Source organism: Adhaeribacter terreus (assembly GCF_042657365.1).
Taxonomy (GTDB): Bacteria; Bacteroidota; Bacteroidia; order Cytophagales; family Hymenobacteraceae; genus Adhaeribacter_A; species Adhaeribacter_A terreus.
On sequence record NZ_JBHSKT010000003.1, the window covers coordinates 275,851 to 297,329 of the forward strand.

The window sequence follows — 21,479 nt, forward strand, 5'->3', positions numbered from 1 at the left end:
ATTACCTGCATGCTGCCCGGCTCTAAGTAATTAGAAAACGGTATGGATTTCAGGTTAAAAAGTACCACAAACCCGCACTCGCTCTCTAACGCCCTTCCGATTCAGCAATATTAATTTGTAGTTCCCCACCTACCCCACAAACCTGCCGGCAATTATTGCTAACGGGTTTTACCAAAAGCTGAAGTAACTGGAATATTTGCAAACTTTATTATTTACTGCCTTGAGAAAGTATGTGATTTTCGCAATCCTGGGCTTATTGTTTGTGGGGAATTGTATGGCTCAGTTTCCTTCTAAAACTAATTTAGCGTCGCTTTCAATATCTGCCAATACCCGGGAAAAGCCCCAGTCTAAAGTATGGATGCACGATGGCAGACACTGGACGGTTTTATCGAATTCTTCCGGCGCACACGTGTGGCGGTTAGACGGTAATGCCTGGACCAGGGTACTTACTATTTCCAGCAGCTCAAACCTGCGGGCAGATTGTAAAGTAGTAGGCAATATTGTGCACGTCTTTTTGTTCAGAGGAAATAGTTCTGACCTGGTATCTATTGAATATGTTCCATCTAACAGCACCTATAAACTATGGTCCGGAAGAACCTCTACCGTAAGAGTTACCACCGATTCAGATGCCGAAACCGCTACCATAGACATTGACAGCAACGGCCGCATGTGGGTTGCCTACGATAACAACAGCAGCATATTGGTTCGGTGGAGCGATGCGCCATATTCATCCTGGAGCTCACCCATTACAGTAGCTTCCAATATTAACGACGATGATATTGGGGCAGTAATTGCGTTTCCTATGTTCAATAAGATCGGGGTTTTATGGTCGAACCAGGATACGGAACGCTGGGGTTTTAAAATGCATACCGATGGTGCAAGTCCGTCTTCCTGGTCTTCCGACGAGAATCCGGCTTCGCAATCTGCCCTGAACAAAGGTGCTGGTTTTGCTGATGACCATCTGAATATGAAAGTTGCCAGCGATGGCACCCTTTACTGCGCCGTTAAAACCGGATACGACTCACCCGGCTATACTAAGATCACACTTTTAGTGCGGCGACCTAATGGTACCTGGGACGATGCTTATAAAGTTTCGGAATTAGGTACTAGAGGCATTGTTATACTGAATGAAGCTGCCAATAAAATACGGGTAGTTTATACCGAAACCGAAGACGGCGGCGATATTTATTACCGAGAATCTGCCTTTTCGCCTATTTCCTTCGGCTCGCAACACACTCTCATCTCCGGCAACTACAACAACGCTACCAGCATAAAAACCAATTATACTTCAGATGTTGTAATTTTAGCGTCAACTTCCAGCACGGCCGTAGGCGTACTGGCCAGCGACGGAGGAACTACTCCGCCTTTGCCCGGGACTCCAACATTGGCCGCGCCTGCAAACAACGCAACGGGTATAGCCACGAATCCTACTTTAAGCTGGAATGCAGCTTCCAATGCAACTTCGTATCAATTACAGGTAGCAACTTCTAACAGTTTTTCTGCGCCACTGGTTGCAGATGTAAATACTGCCGCGCTTTCAAACCAGGTTACCGGTTTAAGCAACAATACGCAGCATTTCTGGCGGGTAAGAGCTATAAATCAGACCGGAACAAGTGCTTGGTCATCTATCCGGAATTTTACAACTGTAGCTTCACCGGCATCACGACCAGACACCGTTTTACTAGCTTCGCCGGCAAATAATGCCATTAATGTAGCACTTCCGGCAGTTTTAAGCTGGAATGCAGCTACTAATGCAACTTCATACCAATTACAGGTAGCAACCGCTTCTAATTTTCAGTCACCGGAGGCTAATATCAGTAATATTACTACGCTTTCCAGAAGTGTTACCGGTTTAGCTAACAATACACAATATTTTTGGCGCGTGAAAGCATTTAATGCTTCGGGAGAAAGTAATTGGTCTGCCGTTCGTAGTTTTAAATCGGAGCCGATGCCTTTACCAGGAACGCCAACACTGGCTTCGCCTGCCGATAACGCTACCGGAATTTCTATTAATCCAACTTTAAGCTGGAATGCTGCTTCCAATGCTACTTCCTATCAGTTGCAGGTAGCAATTTCCAACAGCTTTTCAGCACCATTAGTTGAAGACATCAGTAATATTTCCACCCTTTCCAGAACCATTTCCGGCTTAGCCAATAACACGCAATATTCCTGGCGGGTAAAGGCTTTCAATGCCTCCGGCGAAAGTAATTGGTCTGCTAGCAGAAGTTTCACAACCTTATCACAATCATCTCCGCCGGTTACAGGTTTAGTGGCACATTGGGAAATGGAAGATGTAGGCGGAATGACTTTAACGGATGCTACTGCCAACGGCAACCATGCAACCACGGTAGGAAATCCTACCAAAGTTACTGGAATATATGGGCAGGCATTACAGTTGAACGGCTCCAGTCAATACGCAACGGCTCCTTCCAGTGCTTCCCTGAATGTAGGAAATGCTTTAACCTTAGCAGCCTGGATAAGACCAAGCAGATCGGGTTCGCGGCAGGTTGTTCTGAAAAAAGGTACTACTGCAGATGGGTATGAACTTGGGCTCACCGGTTCCCGGAGAATCATTTTTACTTTGAACGAAGTTTCAGCTGACGGCGATTTCAAGATTACATCCAGCGATCTTCACCCAATAGATGGTACCACCTGGATGCACATTGCCGCTACTTACGATGGCGCTACTATGAAACTTTACCTGAACGGTACGCTGGAAAAATCTGAAACGGTAGATTCACCATCGCCGATAAACAGCAATAACCAGCCATTTAGCATCGGGGCAAAAAGCGATGGCGGCAGCAGGTTGCAAGGCACCATAGACGATGCCAGAGTTTACAACGTAGCCTTAAATGCCACCGAAATAAGTGCTCTTGCAGCTTTACCAAATGCAAGAACGGCTGCAGCAAGTCCACCAGAACCTACCGGGCAAACAGATACCAAAATTTCCAGGAATCATACGTCTTCATCTAAAGTAAAATTCATTGTTCCGGCTAAAGGCGATTATACCATTACCTTGTACGATCTGTCTGGCAGACCAATACGAGTCCTGCAACAAGGCTACGCAGAGTCCCGGGAAAGGCTTTCTGTAGACCTGAAAGATTACAATTTACCAGATGGTATTTATATGGTGAAATTGTTTGCCAGCAAAAGTAACCAGACCTATTTAAGGGTTAAAGTTGGTGATTGAACCCTCACAAATTTATTACCACAATCACCTCACCAATTCATTTTACGCAATTCTCCGCCCTTCCAATCCTCTTCCGATCATTTAAATGTACCTGAGTAGTTTTTTGGTTTAAAACCATAGCGTTTTCATAAAGCAAAGCTTCCGGATCTGTCTTCTGCAGGTTAGCGTGAGCTCCTGTTCCTATGAAAAAACGCTATGCTTTTGGGCTGAAAAAGTCAGGGAAAGTTCTTATGCACATTACATGTCCAACTATAAAATAATACAGCTTAATAATGAAAAAAAAAACACCTACAACAATATAGAAACGCATAATAAACACCGCTTATACCACACCTTATTTCCGTACTTTAAACTTGTCCTCCATGAAAAAACTCTTAGCGCTACTTGCATTTTCACTACTCTTTACCCAGAATGTGTTTGCACAATTCTCTTCCGTAAAGCAATTAAAAGCATTGTCTGTAGACAAAAATACGAAGGAAAAGCCCCAGGCGAAGGCCTGGATGCACGATGGAAAGCACTTTTCAGTGTTATCGACCAGCAGCGGCATGCACGTTTTTCGTTTGGACAACGATTCCACCTGGACGAATGTATTAACGCTTACGAGTAGTTCGCACTATTTTGCAGATTGTAAAGTGGCGGGAAATGTCGTTCACATATTACTATTCGACAACAACAAAACGGAGCTGGTATCAATAGAATATGTTGCTTCTAATAGTACATATAAACGATGGACAACACGAACTTCAAGCGTAGGAGTTTCAACTGATTCTGACGCCGAAACGGCCACATTGGATATTGACGCTACCGGCCGGATGTGGATGGCTTATGATACGGATACTACCGTTTCGGTACGCTGGAGCGATTCGCCTTATTCCAACTGGAGCAACCCTGTAATTGTAGCATCTGGCATTAATCCTGATGATATTGGGGCAGTAATTGCTTTTCCAATGTTCAATAAGATCGGGGTTTTCTGGTCGAACCAAAATACGCAACGCTGGGGTTTTAAAATGCATGCTGATAGTGACCCGGATTCCGTTTGGTCTGCCGATGAAAACCCGGCTTCGCAATCTGCCCTGAATGTAGGACATGGTTTTTCAGACGACCACATGAATTTCAAAGTCGGGTCTAATGGAACGCTTTACTGCGCCGTAAAAACCAGTTACGATACACCGGGATACACCAAAATATCGCTGCTGGTCCGCCGCCCGAACGGCACCTGGGATAATATTTACAAAGTTTCCGAATTAGGTACCCGCGGAATAGTTTTGGTAAATGAATTAAAAGGTAAGATCAGGGTTATTTATACCGAAGACGAAAACGGCGGCAAAATCTTTTACAGAGAATCCTCGCTTTCTTCTATCTCATTTGGCCCGCAGCAAACCTTGATCTCCGGGACTTATAATAATCCTACCAGTATAAAAGACAATCACACCTTCGAAGTGGTAATTATCGCTTCCAATTCATCCCAGGCAGCATCGGTTCTCGCCGTCGATGATCCTCCCATTCCGGAAGCACCAGCTTTAAATCTTCCTGCCAACGGTGCTACCAGTTTACCGGTGGCTTCAAATTTTAGCTGGACGGCGCCGTTATATGCAAAAACGTATCAATTACAGGTAGCAACCAGTTCAACTTTCCAGAATTTAATTTATGATGGAAGCAATATTACTAATACTTCGTCAACAGTTCCGGGTTTAAACTGGAGTACGCAATATTACTGGCGCGTAAGAGCCGTAAATAAATCGGGGGCAAGTGCCTGGTCTGCAGTAAGAAATTTCACTACGGAAGCTATTCCATTGCCAGGTGTACCAGTACAAACCGCACCATTAAATAGCGCAACGCTTGTAAGTAACCCGCCGGTTTTCACCTGGAATGCTGCAAATTATGCCGCCACTTACCAATTACAGATAGCCACTTCCTCTGGCTTTCAGACCATCGTTTCTGATGTAAACAATATTACCGGTCTTACACTAACTGCAACCAATCTGAACTGGAATACCCAATATTTCTGGCGGGTAAGATCCGTAAATGCTTCTGGCAGCAGTAGCTGGTCTTCGGTAAGAAATTTTACAACCCAGCCTATACCCATGCCAAGTCCGCCGGTACTGGCTTCTCCGGCAAATAGTTCTACCAACGTCCCACTTCCCGCAGTGTTAACCTGGAATGCCGGCGCCTACGCTGCAACGTACCAGGTGCAGGTAGCTATTTCACACGATTTCTTCACGATTGTTTCAGATATTAATAACATAAGTACGCTCACAAGAACTATTAATAACCTCGACTGGAGCAGTGAATATTTCTGGCGCGTAAGATCCATAAATGCTTCTGGCGTTAGTGCCTGGTCAGATACGAGCAGTTTTATATCCGAAGCAATTCCGGTACCAGCAACGCCAACCTTGGTTTCTCCGGCAAATAGTGCCATCAATATTCCTTTAAGCACCACTTTAAGCTGGAATGCCGTTACGTATGCGCAATCTTACCAAATGCAACTAGCAACTACTCCAGATTTCCTGACGCTAGTTAAAGACACCAGTAATATAAGCATTCCAAACACTTCTGTTTCCGGGTTAAATACTAGTACACAATATTACTGGCGGATCAGAGCTATTAATACATCTGGCTCAAGTAGCTGGTCAGTGGTCAGAAGTTTTACGACTGTACCGCCATTACCAATTGCACCGGTATTAAATTCCCCGGCCGATATTGCTACCGGAATTGCCGTTGCACCAACTTTAAGCTGGAATGCTTCTGCACATGCTGCCTCTTACCAAATGCAACTATCCACCACTTCGGATTTTTTAACCACCATATCGAACGTAAGCAACCTAACCACTTTAAATACCTCCGTTTCAGGTTTAGCATTCAGTACCCAATACTTCTGGCGCGTGAGAGCTACTAATATTACAGGTACCAGTCCTTGGTCGGATGTGCGCAGTTTCACTACCATGGCTATACCAGTACCAGCTGCTCCAACCCTGGCTTCGCCATCAAACGGAGCTAGCGGTGTTGCCTATACTCCCACTTTAAGCTGGAATGCAGTAACATATGCGGAAACGTACCAGATGCAACTGGCTACTACGGCAGATTTTACAAACCTGATAGCTGATATCAGCAATTTAACAGCCCTGAATACAGTTGTTCCGGCATTGGCTTACAGCACGCAATATTTCTGGCGGGTAAGAGCAACTAATAGTTCAGGTACGGGAAACTGGTCTGCAGTCAGAAGTTTTACCACCGTGGCACCGCCGCCGGTTCCGAGTATTCCGGCCTTGAGCTCACCTTCTAACGGTGCAACATCTATTGCTATCGATAGAACTTTAACCTGGAATACATCATCCAACGCTTATTACTACCAGATACAGCTGGCGACAACTTCAGATTTCCAGGCTATTTTTAAAGATTCTACGAATATATCTACCACCTCGGTACTCATTTCCGGTATGGCCTACAGCACCAAATATTATTGGCGCGTAAGAGCGATCAATACTACCGGGGCAAGTAACTGGTCGTCGGTAAGGAGTTTTACAACCGTTGCAGTTCCAGTTCCGGATGTGCCTGTGTTAGATCTGCCGGCGAATGCCACAGCAGGCGTTGCTTTACCGGCAGTGCTAAGCTGGAATGCGGTTTTAAATGCAGCCACGTATCGCGTACAGGTAGCAACCAGCTCCGGTTTTGGAACCATAATTTCTGATGTAAGCAATATCACAACCCTGAACAGTTCTCCTTCAGGTTTGAATTACAGTACGCAATATTACTGGCGGGTAAGAGCCGTCAATAGCTCCGGCACCAGTAGTTGGTCAGCTTCCAGAAGCTTTACCACCATGTCTATACCAATGCCGGTTGCACCTGTTTTGGTTGCCCCGGTTAATCTGGCAACAGGCGTTTCTAACCCACCGGCTTTAAGCTGGAATGCTGGTGATTATGCTGAGTCATACCAGTTTCAGGTAGCTACAACGGCAGATTTTATTGCTACGGTTGCTGATATCAATAACATTACTACTTTATCAAGGTCAGTTTCCGGACTTAACTGGTCAACTCAATATTTCTGGCGGGTTAGGACTGTAAATTCGTCCGGAGTAAGTAATTGGTCGGAAGTGCGCAGTTTCACTACCATGCCAATACCTATTCCAGCTGCTCCAACCCTGGCTTCGCCATCTAACGGAGCAAGCGGAGTTGCCTATTCTCCAACCTTAAGCTGGAATTCGGTAACTAACGCCGAAACGTATCAGATGCAACTGGCTACCACGGCAGATTTTACAAACCTCATCACTGATACCAGCAATTTAACTACCCTTAGTACAGTTGTTCCCGCTTTGGCCTACAGCACTCAATATTTCTGGCGGGTAAGAGCAACTAATAGTTCTGGATCGGGAAACTGGTCTATAGTCAGAAGTTTTACCACCGTGGCGCCGCCACCGGTTCCTGGTACAGTATCCCTGTCTTCTCCTTCGAGTGGGTCAACTGGTGTAGCAGTATCAAGGAATTTTAGCTGGAAAGCTGCTTCCAATGCTTATTACTATCAACTGCAGTTTTCTACTGTTTCTAATTTTGCAACCATCTTTAAAGATACCAGCAGCATAACTACGCTTTCAGTGCCAATTTCAGGCTTAACTTATAGTACGAAATTTTACTGGCGTGTTAGAGCAATTAATACTACCGGGGCGGGTAGCTGGTCTTCGGTTCGGAACTTTACCACGGTAGCAGTTCCGGCTCCGGCTGCGCCTATTCTGAACTTACCGGTTAATGCTGCTACCGCAGTCGTACTTCCGGCGGCATTAAGTTGGAATGCGGTTTTAAACGCTGAATCCTATCAGGTGCAGGTTGCAACAAGCTCCGGATTCAGTAACCTGGTTTATAATGTGAGTAATATTACAACGACCAATACTTCCGTTACCGGGCTGGACTTTAGCACCCAATATTTCTGGCGGGTAAGGGCTACCAATGCTTCGGGAACGAGTAGCTGGTCGGCGGTAAGGAGTTTTTCTACCGAAGCAATTTCTTTACCTGGCCCGCCAACGCTGGCTTCCCCGGCTAATAATGCCACTGCAGTGTTAACCCCGGTTGGCCTTAGCTGGAATGCAGGACCTTATGGCGAATCTTACCAGGTGCAGGTAGCAACTTCAACGAATTTTCTAACGCCATCTTTTGATGTGAACGATATTACTACTTTAAACACATCGGTAGCTGGCTTGGCTTACTATACGCTTTATTACTGGCGCGTGAGAACCAATAATGCTTCCGGAGTGAGCACCTGGTCTGCTACCTGGAGCTTTACTACCGGCTCGCAACCGGCCACTCTGGTTGGGCATTGGGAAATGGAAGAAACCAGCGGAACGACTCTGAACGATGCATCTTCTTTTAATAACCATGCCAGTACGGTGGGTAATCCAACCAAAGTTGCGGGAGTTTATGGGCAGGCTTTACAACTTAATGGAAGCAATCAGTATGCTACCGTTCCATCCAGTGCCTCGCTCAATGCAAGCAATGCTGTTACCTTAGCTGCCTGGATAAAACCGGAACAAACCGGTTCTGCGCAGGTAATTCTGAAAAAAGGCGTAACGGGTTCTGCAGACGGTTATGAGCTTTCCTTAACCAGTACCAGTAAGATCATGTTCCGCTATAATCAGGTTTCGTCGGGAGATACCTACCGTTTACTTGCTACTACCCTGCACCCAACCAATGGCAATACCTGGATGCATATAGCAGCGACTTTTGATGGTACTACCATGAAGATCTATGTGGATGGAAGTTTAGATAAAACAATGACATTAAGCTCTCCGCCAGCAATAAATAGCAACAACCTGCCGCTGGCCATTGGCGCACAGAGTACCGGAAACAACCGTTTTAAAGGAGCAATCGATGATCCAAGGGTTTATAATGTTGCTTTAAGTGCCGCCGATATAAACGCTTTGGCTACCATGCCAACTTTCAGGCCAGTACCAAATGCAACCACTCTGGTTGCGCCAGCCGACAATGTAACTAATATGAGTATTCCGGTAACGCTTAGCTGGAGTGCCGTAACCAATGCCGTTTCTTATCAGGTACAGGTGGCACCAACTTCAGACTTTGCTTCGCCTGCCGCAGATATCAGCAATATTACAGAACTTAATATTGCTGTTTCTACGCTAAATTATGGTACTCAGTATTTCTGGCGGGTAAGAGCGGTAAATTCTTCGGGAGAAAGTGAATGGTCGGCTCTGAGGAAGTTTACTACTGAACCGGTAGCGTTGCCTGGACCACCAACCTTAGATGCGCCGGCTAATAATGCTACTGCCATTGCAATTCCGGCCATGCTAAGCTGGACTGCCGGGAGTTACGCTACAAGTTACCAGGTGCAGGTAGCCACCACTTCAGATTTTGTCAACCTCGTTTCAGATGAAAGTAATATAACCGCACTTTCTACTGCTGTTGCCGGACTGGATTATAATACAAAGTATTTCTGGCGGGTAAGAACCGTTAATTCGGCCGGAATAAGTAGCTGGACAGCACCGCGAAGCTTTACTACCAAAACGCAATCAACTGCACTGGTGGGTTACTGGGAAATGGAGGAAACGAACGGTAATACGTTATTCGATGCTTCTGCGAATGCAAATAACGCAACTACGGTAGGAAACCCAATTAAAGTGGCTGGTGTTGCAGGGCAGGCCTTGCAACTTAATGGCTCGAACCAATACGCAACCGTGCCTTCCAGCGCATCTCTGAACATCAATAATGCCATTACTTTAGCCGCCTGGATCAAGCCGGAACAATCTGGCTCGGCGCAGGTAATTCTGAAAAAAGGACTAACCGGCGATGCCGATGGTTATGAGCTTTCGCTTACCAGTACCCGCAAAATTTTATTCCGATACAACCAGGTTTCCGGCGGAAGTGATTACAAAGCGCAATCTTCAATCCTTCACCCGACCGATGGTGATACCTGGATGCATATTGCGGCTACTTTCGATGGTACTACCATAAAAGTTTACATAAATGGTGTGCTCAATAAAACTGAAACATTAAGTTCGCCACCGGCAATAGCCAGCAATAATTTACCGCTCGCCATTGGCGGCCAAAGCACCGGAAACAACCTGTTTAAAGGGGCAATTGATGAACCGAAGATCTACAATGTGGCTTTAACCAGTGCTGAGATCAGTAGTTTAGCCAATATATCTTCAGCCCGAGTGGCAGTAACCAGTCCGCCAATTCCAGTAGAAAAACTTGATGCCAGCCCGAACCCATTTATGAATACTACCAGAATTAATTTTGCGGTTCCGGAAAGCGGTGAGTATTCAATAACGCTATACAATATGGCAGGGCATCCGGTAAAGGTTCTGAAAAAAGGCTATGCTACAGCCGGTGAAAACCTCTCTATGGAACTGGATGGTTCAAAATTACCACGCGGCCTGTATCTGGTTCGTTTACAAAATAACCGATACAGCGAAACCATAAAACTAGTGCATGATCTATGCAATTAATTTAATGGTGCCGCTTAAGAAAACGGTATGCTCAGATGTCTAAAAACTGTGGTTTGAAGAAAGATTTATCGTTTGGGCATCCGTTAAAAAGGCCTCTGGTTAGCAGAGGCCTTTTTTTATTTTGCTGCTTTTCCGAAGCTTGAGTTTTAGCTGTTAAAAAGATACCGTTTTGTAAATTTCAGCTTAGAATTCTTAACTTAATCCCGAAACTTTTTTTCGTTCTTTTTCCTCTTTTCTGATTTCATGCGTTAAAAACTTTAGCTAAATAAAACTTCGATGCTAGATATTGTAATAGAAGCCCGGCAAGCGTCCATAGGCCCCGGCATGGATGTGAAGCGAATTCTTCCCTTTCGCCTGAAAAGAATGGTTGGCCCATTTATCTTTATGGATCATGCCGGCCCGGTAACCATTCAACCTCAGAAAGTGCACGCCATGGATGTTTTGCCGCATCCGCACATAGGTCTTTCTACGGTTAGTTATTTATTCGACGGTCAGGTTACGCACCGCGATAGTCTGGGTGTAGAGCAGATCATCAGGCCAGGCGAAGTGAATTGGATGACTGCCGGCCGGGGCATTGCACATTCTGAACGCTTCGAGGAACCGGATGCTTTGGCCGGTGGGAAACTCGAAATGCTCCAGACGTGGGTGGCCTTACCGGAAAAAGATGAAGAAGCTGATCCTGCATTTCAGAATTATAAACCCCATGAGTTACCCATTTTTACAGAAACCGGTATCTGGATGCGACTTATAGCCGGCAATGCTTTTGGGTTGCGGAACGACGTAAAAACCCTTTCGCCGCTTTTCTACCTGCATGTAGTGCTGGATGCCGGAAAAAGGTTTGGATTACCTAAGGAACATTCTGAACGCGGTATTTACATTGCCAAAGGCAGTATAGAGGTTGCAGGCAAAACTTATGTAGCAGGCCAGATGCTGGTTTTCAGCAAAGGCGTTGATCCCTTTTTGCTTGCCAAAGAAAATACCACTTTAATGATGCTAGGCGGCGAACCTTTAGGAGAAAGATTTATCTGGTGGAATTTTGTTTCTTCCAGTAAAGAAAGAATTGAACAGGCAAAGGCCGACTGGAAAGAAGGTAGAATTTTATTGCCCCCCAACGATAATCAGGAATTTATTCCGCTGCCACCAGACAGATCCAGGCCGGCCGGCAATCCTGCACCGGAAGCTCTTTCCTGATGAAAAAATAAATGGGCCAAAAAATAAAAAAAAGCACTTACAAGTTTTATCTCGTAAGTGCTTGATTATTAAGAGCCCCCAGTCGGAATCGAACCAACGACCTACTGATTACAAGTCAGTTGCTCTACCAGCTGAGCTATGGAGGCTTCTTCTTTCAGGCTTAATGCCCGATTGATGATGCAAAAGTAGTAAGCTGAATTTAATTTCCAAACTTTAGCCATTACTTTTTTCGTTAAAAACGATACCATTTTTTTTATCAATTTCTATATTGTTGGTTTTCACGGTTTTTACGCTTGTATCAGGAGCTGTTATTTTACAAAAAAAAATATGCAGCCAGGTTTAGATTCCATTATTAACTGCTTCAAATTTGCTTTCAGATAGTAAAAATATTGCCTGAAATATTGCCTGTAAAATAACGTAAACTGCTGCATGCCGTAGTGCCTGTTTGAGCGGTATTTAACTTAGCATTTGCTCATGTCATATTACGTTTTTCCGCAACCTTCACGAAACACAGCATGAAAAGATCATTTTTGTTTGTATCGGTTACAATCTTATTCGCTTTAAACGGAGCATCCTGCCAGAGTCAGAGTGCCAGAAATAACGAAACTGCCCAAGCTCAGACAAATATCGGCAACGGACAGCCAAACCCAAAAGACTGCAGTCCGCTGGAAACCCGTAAGCCAAATGCCAGCAATCAAAAACCGGCTTTTCCGGAACAAACACGCGCCTGCGGCATAAAGACCACAACGGCATTTGAGGTGAAAGTGCTGGCCAAAGGGCTCGAAAAACCCTGGGCTGTAGAGCCCCTTTCAGATGGTGCTTTACTCGTTACCGAAAAACCCGGCCGTATGCGGATCGTTTCGGTTTCCGGACAAATAAGTAAACCGATAGCAGGTTTGCCGGCAGTAGATTATGGCGGACAAGGTGGTTTACTGGATGTAGCTTTGAGCCCGGATTTCGATAAAAGCAGAAAAATCTTCTGGAGTTTTACGGAAGCTCGTAAAGGTGGCAACGCAACTTCCGTTGCCAGCGGAATTTTATCGGCAGATCGCACCCGGTTAGAAAATGTGAAAATTATCTTTCGGGCTTTACCGGTACACGATGGACGACATCATTTTGGTTCACGGCTGACTTTTGGTCCGGATGGTTTTCTGTATGTAACCCTGGGCGAACGCTCCGATATTGAGATCAGGCCGCAGGCACAGGAAATGAACAGCCACATGGGAAAGATCCTGCGCCTGACACCCGAAGGAACTTCCGCTCCTGGCAATCCTTTTGCAGGAAAAAAAGATGTAATGCCTGAGATCTGGACAGTGGGTCACCGGAACGTACAAGCAGCTGCTTTCGACCAGAACGGCCAGTTTTGGATCGTAGAAATGGGGCCGCAAGGCGGCGATGAACTTAACCTGATCCAAAAAGGAAAAAATTATGGCTGGCCTTTGGTAAGCTTCGGGGAAGAATATTCTGGGGAACCGATTCAGGGATCAGTTACAGATAAAGCTGGCTTTGAACGACCGGTTTATTACTGGGACCCGGTAATTGCGCCGTCTGGAGCTCAGTTTTACAGCGGTAAAGCTTTTCCGGAGTGGAAGGGTAATTTGTTTGTTGGTGCATTACGCGATCAGAAACTGGTTCGTCTGAAAATTGAGAACAACAAAGTGGTTGGCGAAGAACATCTGCTTACTGAACGAAGCCAACGTATTCGGGATGTGAAAGAAGGACCTGATGGCGCTTTATACCTGGTAACCGATGAGACTAAAGGAGAATTACTAAAAATTGTTCCTAAACAGTAATCTTTTCGGAAGATCGAATTAAAAGATTCCGCGTTTTGTTTTCGGCCTTTTGGATTACTTTCCGGATGAAAAACGGTATGGTTTTAGGCATAAAAACTCAAGCCAAATTTAAACAAATGCAGATAAGAAAACGGTAGGGTTTAGGGTCGAAAAACTACCATTTTCTTATCTGCTTTCTCTTGAATTTTTCAGGAAAATTTTGAAGTAATACACTCGTGTTTCTGTTCTGAATTCGCCTTACGCTTTCACAAATTCTTTTGTACTTCTTGTCGTATCGATCGGGCGGACCAGCTTTTCAATTTCGGCTCGTTTAGGTTCTAAAAATGGCGGTAACGATAGTTTTTCGCCCAGCGTTTCGTAGGGTTCATCGCCCATAAATCCTGGGCCGTCGGTGGCAAATTCGAATAAGATCTGGGGCGCAACCCTTATATACAGCGATTCGAAAAAGTGGCGGTTTACGTAGCCGGAAGTTGGAATGCCAAAACTGCTCATCCGCGCGATCCATTCATCTAAAACGGCCCTGTTTTCTACCCTGAACGCAGCATGATGCACCGTACCGTAGCCTTGTTGCGCGATGTTTATTTTAGCATTTTCCTCCACGATCACCGATGCGCCGTTGCCGCCTTCGCCCATTTCAAATAAATGAAATGCGCCGTCCTGAGCTGTTTCCTTCCACAAAAGCACCGTTTCAAGCATTATTTTAAAGTTCTGAAAATCAGCGATCCGGACGAAAACGGGGCCTAAACCGGTAATTGCAAATTCCAGTGGCACAGGACCTTTTTGCCAGGGCGTGCCGGAAACAATGCCTTTATTATTTTCATCGGAGATCAACTGGTACTGCTGGTCGTCAAAATCAACGAAGGAAAGCGTTTTCTTGCCGAATTGTTCTTTTATGTTTTCGTGGCTGATCTTTAACCGGTCGAAACGCTTTATCCAGTAATCCAAAGCTGCATTGGTAGGCACCCGGAACGAGGTTTTAGCAATTTCGTTGGTACCGTGCACGCCTTTCTGAATACCCGGAAAATCGAAGAAAGTCATATCGGTTCCGGCGCTGCCTTTGTCGTCGGCAAAAAACAAATGGTAGGTCTGAATATCGTCCTGGTTTACCGTTTTCTTTACCAGCCGCATGCCCAAAATATTCGTAAAAAAATCGTAATTCTTTTCGGCGCTGCTGGTAATGGCAGTAACGTGGTGCACTCCTTTTAGCTGATTCATAAAAATTTCACTATACAATTCAGTTGAAAAACGGTATGGTTTTAACCTCAAAAACTCAGGTAATCTTCTGCCGCTGTAAAATTGGTTTCTTCTTTCACAGAATTATTATTTTCTCCGGAAAAAAAGAAATGAAGTGGCCGAAATAAAATCTCAGGATTCCTCCACCCGCTCCGTTTCCCGGTTCGTTTTTTCACCCAGAAATTCTACCCAAGCCTTTTTAATGCACGGATAATGTTTGGATGCTTCCACCTGATTCCTGAACGCTACCAGGTTATCTTCAAATCTTTTGGCTAGTTTTTCATCTTTTAAATTGCCTTGTGCATCAAAAGCCTCGTGCGCCGTAGCCAGCGAAAACATATCCGGATAAACCCGTGTGCCCAAATGTTCCAGCGGAATGCGCAAAGACCACAAACCCCGGTTGCCGCCAACCATAGATGGCGAAGCTGACATTAATAAAGCGTGATGCTGGTGAAAAGGCTGCGGCCGGAAACGGGAAACCCAATCAATCATATTTTTCAGCACGCCGGGCATGGAAGCGTTATATTCCGGCGAAGCAATAATAAAAGCATCGGTAGCCAATACACGTTTCCGGAATGCTTCTGCGCCCTCCGGATGAAAATCATCTACCTCCAGATCCTGATTAAAAGAAGGACAATCGAACGCGTTCATATAAGCAAAATCTACTTTACTGCCATTTTTTTCGAGCACCTGCGCCGCTAATCTGGCCAGTTTGGTGTTCAGCGAATCAGCCCGCAGCGAGGCCGAAAAAACCAGAAAACTGGTTTGCCCTTGTCCGTCAGGCATTTGTTGTTCTTCCATCAGTTATAGTTTAGAATTTGGGTTGCACAAAAGCATGAAAATTTGATCGTCTTCCTTTTTGGTGGATTACGCGTAATATTCGAATTAGTGGCTTAAAAGCGCACAAATTTCACCGTTAACTTATATTTCAACCCAATATTTAGCATGAAAGCAATTACCCTGATACCCGGCACCAAAACCGTATGCCTGGAAGATAGAACCGAACCGCAAATAACCACCGACGATGAAGTGAAAATAAAGGTCTGGGAAGTAGGCATTTGCGGCACCGACCGCGAAGAAACGTCCGGCGGCCAGGCCACTGCACCAGCCGGAAAACAGAAACTGGTAATTGGTCATGAAATGTTCGGGCAGGTGGAAACGGTAGGCAAATTGGTTAAAAAAGTCAAATCCGGAGATTTTGGCGTTTTCATGGTGCGGCGTGGTTGCGGCGAATGCGAGGCTTGCCTTAACAGCCGCAGCGATATGTGCTACACCGGAAACTATACCGAAAGAGGCATAAAAGGTGCCGACGGTTTTCAGGCGGAATACGTGGTAGACAAAGAAGAATTCCTGATAAAAGTACCGGAAGCAATCAAACATCTCGGCGTTTTAACCGAACCCATGAGCGTAGCCGCGAAGGCAATAGATGAAGCTTTGGGTTTACAAAAAGCCCGCTTAAAAGACATTATGAACCAGGAAAAATGGCTGCAGGGCAAAAGAACGCTGGTAGCTGGAACGGGTGCTATTGGCTTGTTGGCTGCATTAATTTTACGCCTGAAAGGAGCCGAAGTAATAGGTCTGGATATTGTGCCGGAAGATTCGTTGCGGCCGCAGCTTTTAAAACAAATTGGCGGTACGTATGTAAACGGAAAGTTGGTTAAAATGCAGGAAATAGATAAAGTATTTGGCCAGATCGATCTTATTTTTGAAGCCACCGGCATTGCCGAATTGCAGTTCCAGTTAATGGAAGCGTTGGGCATAAACGGCATTTACGTTGCCACCGGAATTCCTACCGGCAAACGCCCCATATCAAATATAAGCGCTGACCTGATGAAACAACTCGTTCTGAAAAACCAGATCCTGCTCGGCAGCGTGAATGCCAGTTATGCGCACTATGAAATGGCTGTAGAAATGCTGCAACAAAGTTACCGGAAGTGGCCCGAAGTTGTAAACCAGCTCATCACTTCCCGCATTCCTTTCGAGGATTTTCAGACTGCCTTACATCAGCACGACGACGATGAAATAAAAGTGGTGGTGGAATGGCATAAAGAAACAAAAAACTCTAGGGTTTAGAGCCCAAAAACTCTGGCAACAGTTTCTTGGATCTTATAAAAAAACCGGCTCAGATTTTAAAATTCTGAGCCGGTTTGGGAAACTTATTTCAGCATTATTTTGCCTTTCATTACGGGGTGAAAAGTACAGTAATAGCTGGCACTTTTGGTTACCGTCAACCTCCAGGACTTACCGGTAGCCAAGTCCGGCGATTTCCAGGATTTTCCGCTTGCTTCTGTTACATTATGCACTACCATATCGCGGTTAATGAACAAGATCTTATCACCGTTTTTTACGGTAATCTGCGCGGGTTTGAACTTCATTTGCACGATCTCCACAGTATGCGTTACCGGCGCTTTTTCTGCTCCGGAAACAACCTTGCCAGTATAGAAAAGCAGCAATGTAACAACAAGCAATAAGGCTGGCTTTAAATTCTTTCGGATACTCATTTTTTACTGATGCTCCTGAATTGTTTCTGAACCATTTGGGCATGTTCCAGGTGCGCTTGAAAAATTGGAGCTGCATCCTGCAACAGTTTCTTGAGTTCCGCATTTTCCGTTTCCGGAATGAGCACATCTTTAACCGTCGAAATTACGGCTTTGTGGTAAGCAACTTCATTGTCGATGTACGCTTTGTCGAAAGCAGCCCCGGATTTTGCCCGCAGTATGGTTTTGGTTTTTTCCGCATCGGCCAGTAGCTTTTTGGTTGTAGCATTATCTTTCGGGGTTATCTTTAATTTTCCGGCAAGCGCCACCGCCTGGTCAATTACCGACTGGTGATCTTTCGCCATCATATCAGCAAACTTTATCACTTCGGCATTCTTCGATCTCTCTTTCGCAATTTTAGCATAATCTATGTCGATCAGGTTGGCGGTTACTGCTACCGAAGCCACTTCGGGGTCTGATAATTTACCGGTTGCTTTCTGAGCCTGGGCCGGAACCTGCAATAAAAATACACTGAACAGCGCACCGGCTATCCAGGCAGTCGCATTTTGAATTTTTCTCATAATTTTCGTTTTAGTTGTGGTTTATTTCTTAGAGTTAAAAAACGACCAAAGGTTACAAAAACGGATAGGGTAAATTTTATGGCTGTAACAAGATGTTTACCCTAAAGTTAGGCTTTAAAACGACAAGCTTGGAAAGCACTTTTTCTCGTTAAAAGTATACCGTTCTGGACATCAGCAAGCATTGCAGAATTCTTTTTGAAAACGGAAAAACAGCGAGATAAAACGCTATGGTTTTTGCTTGAAAAAGTGCTTCGGATCAATTAGCAAATAGCTTGGAAATGCCTTTATGTATGATAGAAAAACCCCAGAATAGCACCGTAAATCAAATGGCCCAGCAGCGTTACGATCGGGGTTCCTTTGCCATAGTTCAGCGCAAATATGCCGGGCGGCTCCAGCTGTTTGGTAGGCGTTGGCCCCTGAAAAGGCCGGGCCATACGCGGGTGAATAAACGTAAGAATTTCCAGCCCGACCGATAATACAAAAGCTACGTGCACCAGCCCGATGGCCATCCCAAACCACCAGGTTTGCAAACCCGAACTTTCGAAAGCAGCGCCGTAAATAAAAGCAAAGAGCCAGCCCATGGTTAAGTGAGCCAGCAAACCAAGCCACGGCGCTTTGTTCCGGTTTGCGGTAAAAAGCGTGCCTAAAATAAAGGGCAGATCCATGCGGGTAAAACCCAGCGGCCGGGACGCAGCAAGCAAAATGGTTAGTATAATGGTAGCGGCAAAACCCCATAAGAGCAGGTTATCGATATTCATCGGGCAATTTCCTTTCCTTTGCACGATTCATTTAAAGTCAGGGCGGCGCAGATCAACCCGATATGCGTAAAACCCTGCGGATAATTACCCAGCATTTCTCCGGTTTCCGGTTCAAATTCTTCGGCCAGCAAGCCCGCCGGACTCGCATTTTTCAGCACCGCTTCGAATACCATTTGTGCTTCCTCAATTTCCCCCGCCATCACTAAATTTTCTACCAGCCAGAAATTACAGATCCCAAATGCCCCTTCGCCACCACGCAAACCATCGTCTACATGTTTATAACGGTACACTAGGTTCCGGTTCGTAAGCTGCTCTTGAATTTGCTGCCTGGTAGAACGCATTTGCGGAGAATCTGCGGGACAATAACCAACCAGCGGAAAAACCAATGAACTGGCATCCAGCGTACTTCCATTGAACTCGCGGGTATAAGCGCCGATTTTTCCGTTATACCCATATTGCTCCACGGCCTTCCGGATCTGCTGGCTTACTTCGCGGTATTTCTCCAGGGGAGCTTCCTTCCATTGATATTTTTCAGCCAGCTTAATTAACCGGTCAAGCCCAGCCCAGGCCATTACTTTTGAATGCGTATGATGCGTATTTGCGGAACGTACTTCCCAAATTCCGTTGTCAGGTTGGTTCCATTCCCGGCAGATTATCTCGCCTAAGCCCAACAGAAATTTCCGGGAATCGCGGGCAAATTCTTTAACCAGCGGCGCATATTCATAAACGGCATCCAGCACTTCGCCATAAACATCCAACTGAAACTGATCATGCGCGCCGTTTCCAATACGCACTGGTTTCGAATTATTAAAACCGGTAAGCCAGTTCAAAGTTGTTTCCTGCAAAGAAGCATGTCCGAAAACCGAGTAAACAACCTGTAATTCCGGTTGCGTAAGGCGGGTGGCGTGCAATATCCAATCCATATACGCATGCGCTTCTTCCTCAAATCCCAGTTTCACCAAAACCCGGGTGGTAAAAGAAGCATCGCGCAGCCAGCAAAACCGGTAATCCCAGTTGCGTTCCCCTCCAGCTTCTTCCGGTAGCGATGTGGTTGGTGCCGCAATAATGGCTCCGGAAGGTGCATGCGCCAATAGTTTCAGGGTAAGGGCGCTGCGTTTTACCATTTGTTCGTACAAGCCTTTGTATTTGCATTGCTTCAGCCAGTTGTTCCAATATTCATCGGTAAGCTGCAATCTTCTCAAAGCTGTTTCTTTCAGTTCGGGTAATACAGCAGGGCTTTGGCTGGAATAACTTAAAGAAAAAATAACCCGTTCGCCGGCGCGTAAACGAAACGTTGCAGTTGCGCATTCTTTAGTTTTTGCCACGTTTATGATACCGTTATCCAGGGTGCTGAGCAAGTTAAAAATATGCTCTTTCCATAAAACCTGAATGCCTAACTTCTTACGGTCTTGCAGCGTGGCAGCTTCTTTCCCGTAAAATAACCGGGGTTCATATTCCATTCGAAATTCTATTTCGCCGGAAGTTACTTCGAGCACCCGCAAAATTTCATGATCCGGAAAAAGCGATCTGGTTTTCTCTTCCTCCGTCATGGCTACAAACGCATCGAGTAATCTGGCCTCCGAATCAGCTACTTTATAGCGTGTTTCCACCACATTCGAAGCCGGAAGGTATGTTTGGGAACACGTAAAAGCTGCAACCGGCGCAATGGAAAAATGACCTCCCCGTTCCGTATCTAACAGGGCCGCTAAAATAGCCGGCGAATCGAACTCTGGTAGACAACACCAGTCGATGGAGCCGCTATTGCTTACCAAAGCAGCCGCGCGACAATTTCCAATAAGTGCATAATCTGAAAGTCTGGCGGCCATTATAATGTAATCGGTTCTTAAAAAAGAAGATCTAAAACCAGCTTCCTTTCTTCTTCGGATAGCTATTTAGTTATATGGTGTAATTCCCGGTAAGCAGCAGTAAACGGATGTTCTCTGGCATCGCCGGCTTTCATAATATGCATTACTTTCCAGTTCCGTTCTTTTAAATAATCAGAGATCAGAGCCCGATGACAACGCCACCAAACCGCTTCCGAACACATGTAAGCGGTACGTTTTGCAACAGCCAACTCCGTAAGCCGGCTTATACCTTCAGCAAATGCAGTGGTTTCGGTATAATCGGCGTAAGCCCGGAAAGATGCGCTGGTCCAGATGGTGTTTTTGGAATCGGGGTTAGGTTTGCGGCGGCCGCCTAATTCCGGAAAAGGTTGGTAAGCAATACCGGTTTCAGGCAGATAATTTTCCAGCGCACCGGCATTGAATTGCGGGTATTTCCGGGAACCCGGAAAGCGCCTGACATCCGCCAACGCTTCAATTCCAAACGACAGCAAGGTTTCCAGAAAATCCTCCTGGCTCCGGGTAGAGTGGCCGATGGTCCAGATTTCAGGTTGCGGCTTTGCCATTACTGTTTGATTCTGATTTTTTTTTAAGCGTTTTCTACTGGTTAGACGCTTAAAAAACGGTAGGGTTTTAGGGTTAAAAACTCAGGAAAGCCAGATAATTCACTTTCCCGGAAACTACATCTGCTAATCGTGTATTTTGATAAGCACCGAACCTTTGTGAGCGGCAATGTGGTCGGTTGTATCGCTTTAATTTCGTATTGCGGTTCTTCTTTGCTGGCGCGGTGCGTATGGCCTTTATAATCGAAATCTGAAGTGTGCACTTTGATGATCTTGCCAGTAACGTAGCCCGCTTCAGAATTCCATTTCACGTGGTCGCCGGTTTTGAAGCTCTTTTCCATAGCTTTTTTCTTTTCTTTTAAAGGCTCGCGTTCATATATTCCGAATTCTGCTTTTGAAAG

The 21,479-nt window shown here is 45.5% G+C and carries 13 protein-coding genes and 1 tRNA gene; 5 read left to right on the forward strand and 9 right to left on the reverse strand.

What is annotated here, in order from left to right:
• Window positions 1-220: 220 nt before the first annotated feature.
• The 3 genes from ACFPIB_RS06455 to ACFPIB_RS06465 all read left to right on the forward strand — a co-directional run bounded on the left by ACFPIB_RS06455 (window position 221) and on the right by ACFPIB_RS06465 (window position 11,832).
• Window positions 221-3,190: a LamG-like jellyroll fold domain-containing protein gene (locus tag ACFPIB_RS06455; protein WP_378016614.1), complete on the forward strand. Its 2,970-nt coding sequence runs from the start codon at window positions 221-223 to the stop codon at window positions 3,188-3,190.
• A 362-nt stretch (window positions 3,191-3,552) separates the two neighbouring features.
• Complete coding sequence (locus ACFPIB_RS06460) at window positions 3,553-10,641, forward strand: LamG-like jellyroll fold domain-containing protein (protein WP_378016615.1); 7,089 nt, start codon at window positions 3,553-3,555, stop codon at window positions 10,639-10,641.
• Between the two features lie 276 nt (window positions 10,642-10,917).
• Window positions 10,918-11,832, forward strand: a complete 915-nt coding sequence (locus ACFPIB_RS06465; RefSeq protein WP_378016616.1) for a pirin family protein — start codon at window positions 10,918-10,920, stop codon at window positions 11,830-11,832.
• 73 nt (window positions 11,833-11,905) lie between these two features.
• On the opposite strand, the gene ACFPIB_RS06470 is transcribed toward ACFPIB_RS06465, so the two are convergent.
• Window positions 11,906-11,978, reverse strand: a tRNA-Thr gene (locus ACFPIB_RS06470).
• Between the two features lie 369 nt (window positions 11,979-12,347).
• Here ACFPIB_RS06470 and ACFPIB_RS06475 point away from each other — a divergent pair.
• Entirely contained in the window at window positions 12,348-13,625 is a 1,278-nt protein-coding gene (locus ACFPIB_RS06475; protein ID WP_378016617.1) for a PQQ-dependent sugar dehydrogenase, read from the forward strand.
• Window positions 13,626-13,862: 237 nt separating this feature from the next.
• Here the strand turns inward: ACFPIB_RS06475 and ACFPIB_RS06480 are convergent, their stop codons facing one another.
• Together ACFPIB_RS06480 and ACFPIB_RS06485 are read right to left on the reverse strand one after the other, a co-directional pair.
• Window positions 13,863-14,840 carry a ring-cleaving dioxygenase gene (locus ACFPIB_RS06480; protein ID WP_378016618.1) on the reverse strand — a complete coding sequence of 326 codons (978 nt, stop codon included), beginning with the start codon at window positions 14,838-14,840 and terminating at the stop codon, window positions 13,863-13,865.
• Window positions 14,841-14,990: 150 nt separating this feature from the next.
• A complete protein-coding gene (locus ACFPIB_RS06485; protein WP_378016619.1) occupies window positions 14,991-15,659 on the reverse strand; it encodes an NADPH-dependent FMN reductase in 669 nt (222 codons plus the stop codon).
• 144 nt (window positions 15,660-15,803) lie between these two features.
• Between ACFPIB_RS06485 and ACFPIB_RS06490 the strand changes: the two genes are divergently transcribed.
• The gene (locus ACFPIB_RS06490; RefSeq protein ID WP_378016620.1) at window positions 15,804-16,931 is read left to right on the forward strand and encodes a glucose 1-dehydrogenase; all 1,128 of its coding nucleotides are present in this window, start codon (window positions 15,804-15,806) and stop codon (window positions 16,929-16,931) included.
• Window positions 16,932-17,014: 83 nt separating this feature from the next.
• Here ACFPIB_RS06490 and ACFPIB_RS06495 read toward each other — a convergent pair whose 3' ends face one another.
• The 6 genes from ACFPIB_RS06495 to ACFPIB_RS06520 all read right to left on the reverse strand — a co-directional run bounded on the left by ACFPIB_RS06495 (window position 17,015) and on the right by ACFPIB_RS06520 (window position 21,419).
• A complete protein-coding gene (locus ACFPIB_RS06495) occupies window positions 17,015-17,359 on the reverse strand; it encodes a plastocyanin/azurin family copper-binding protein (RefSeq protein ID WP_378016621.1) in 345 nt (114 codons plus the stop codon).
• Complete coding sequence (locus tag ACFPIB_RS06500; protein WP_378016622.1) at window positions 17,356-17,916, reverse strand: DUF4142 domain-containing protein; 561 nt, start codon at window positions 17,914-17,916, stop codon at window positions 17,356-17,358. The genes ACFPIB_RS06495 and ACFPIB_RS06500 overlap by 4 nt, the downstream gene beginning before the upstream one ends.
• 284 nt (window positions 17,917-18,200) lie before the next feature.
• Window positions 18,201-18,674, reverse strand: coding sequence for a hypothetical protein (locus ACFPIB_RS06505; protein ID WP_378016623.1), 474 nt, complete (start codon window positions 18,672-18,674; stop codon window positions 18,201-18,203).
• A complete protein-coding gene (locus tag ACFPIB_RS06510) occupies window positions 18,671-20,500 on the reverse strand; it encodes a glycoside hydrolase family 15 protein (RefSeq protein ID WP_378016624.1) in 1,830 nt (609 codons plus the stop codon). Before ACFPIB_RS06510 ends, ACFPIB_RS06505 begins: the two co-directional genes overlap by 4 nt.
• A 62-nt stretch (window positions 20,501-20,562) precedes the next feature.
• A complete protein-coding gene (locus ACFPIB_RS06515) occupies window positions 20,563-21,081 on the reverse strand; it encodes a DUF488 domain-containing protein (protein WP_378016625.1) in 519 nt (172 codons plus the stop codon).
• Window positions 21,082-21,122: 41 nt separating this feature from the next.
• On the reverse strand, window positions 21,123-21,419 hold the full coding sequence (locus ACFPIB_RS06520) for a hypervirulence associated TUDOR domain-containing protein (RefSeq protein ID WP_378016626.1): 297 nt from the start codon (window positions 21,417-21,419) through the stop codon (window positions 21,123-21,125).
• Between the last annotated feature and the right edge of the window lie 60 nt (window positions 21,420-21,479).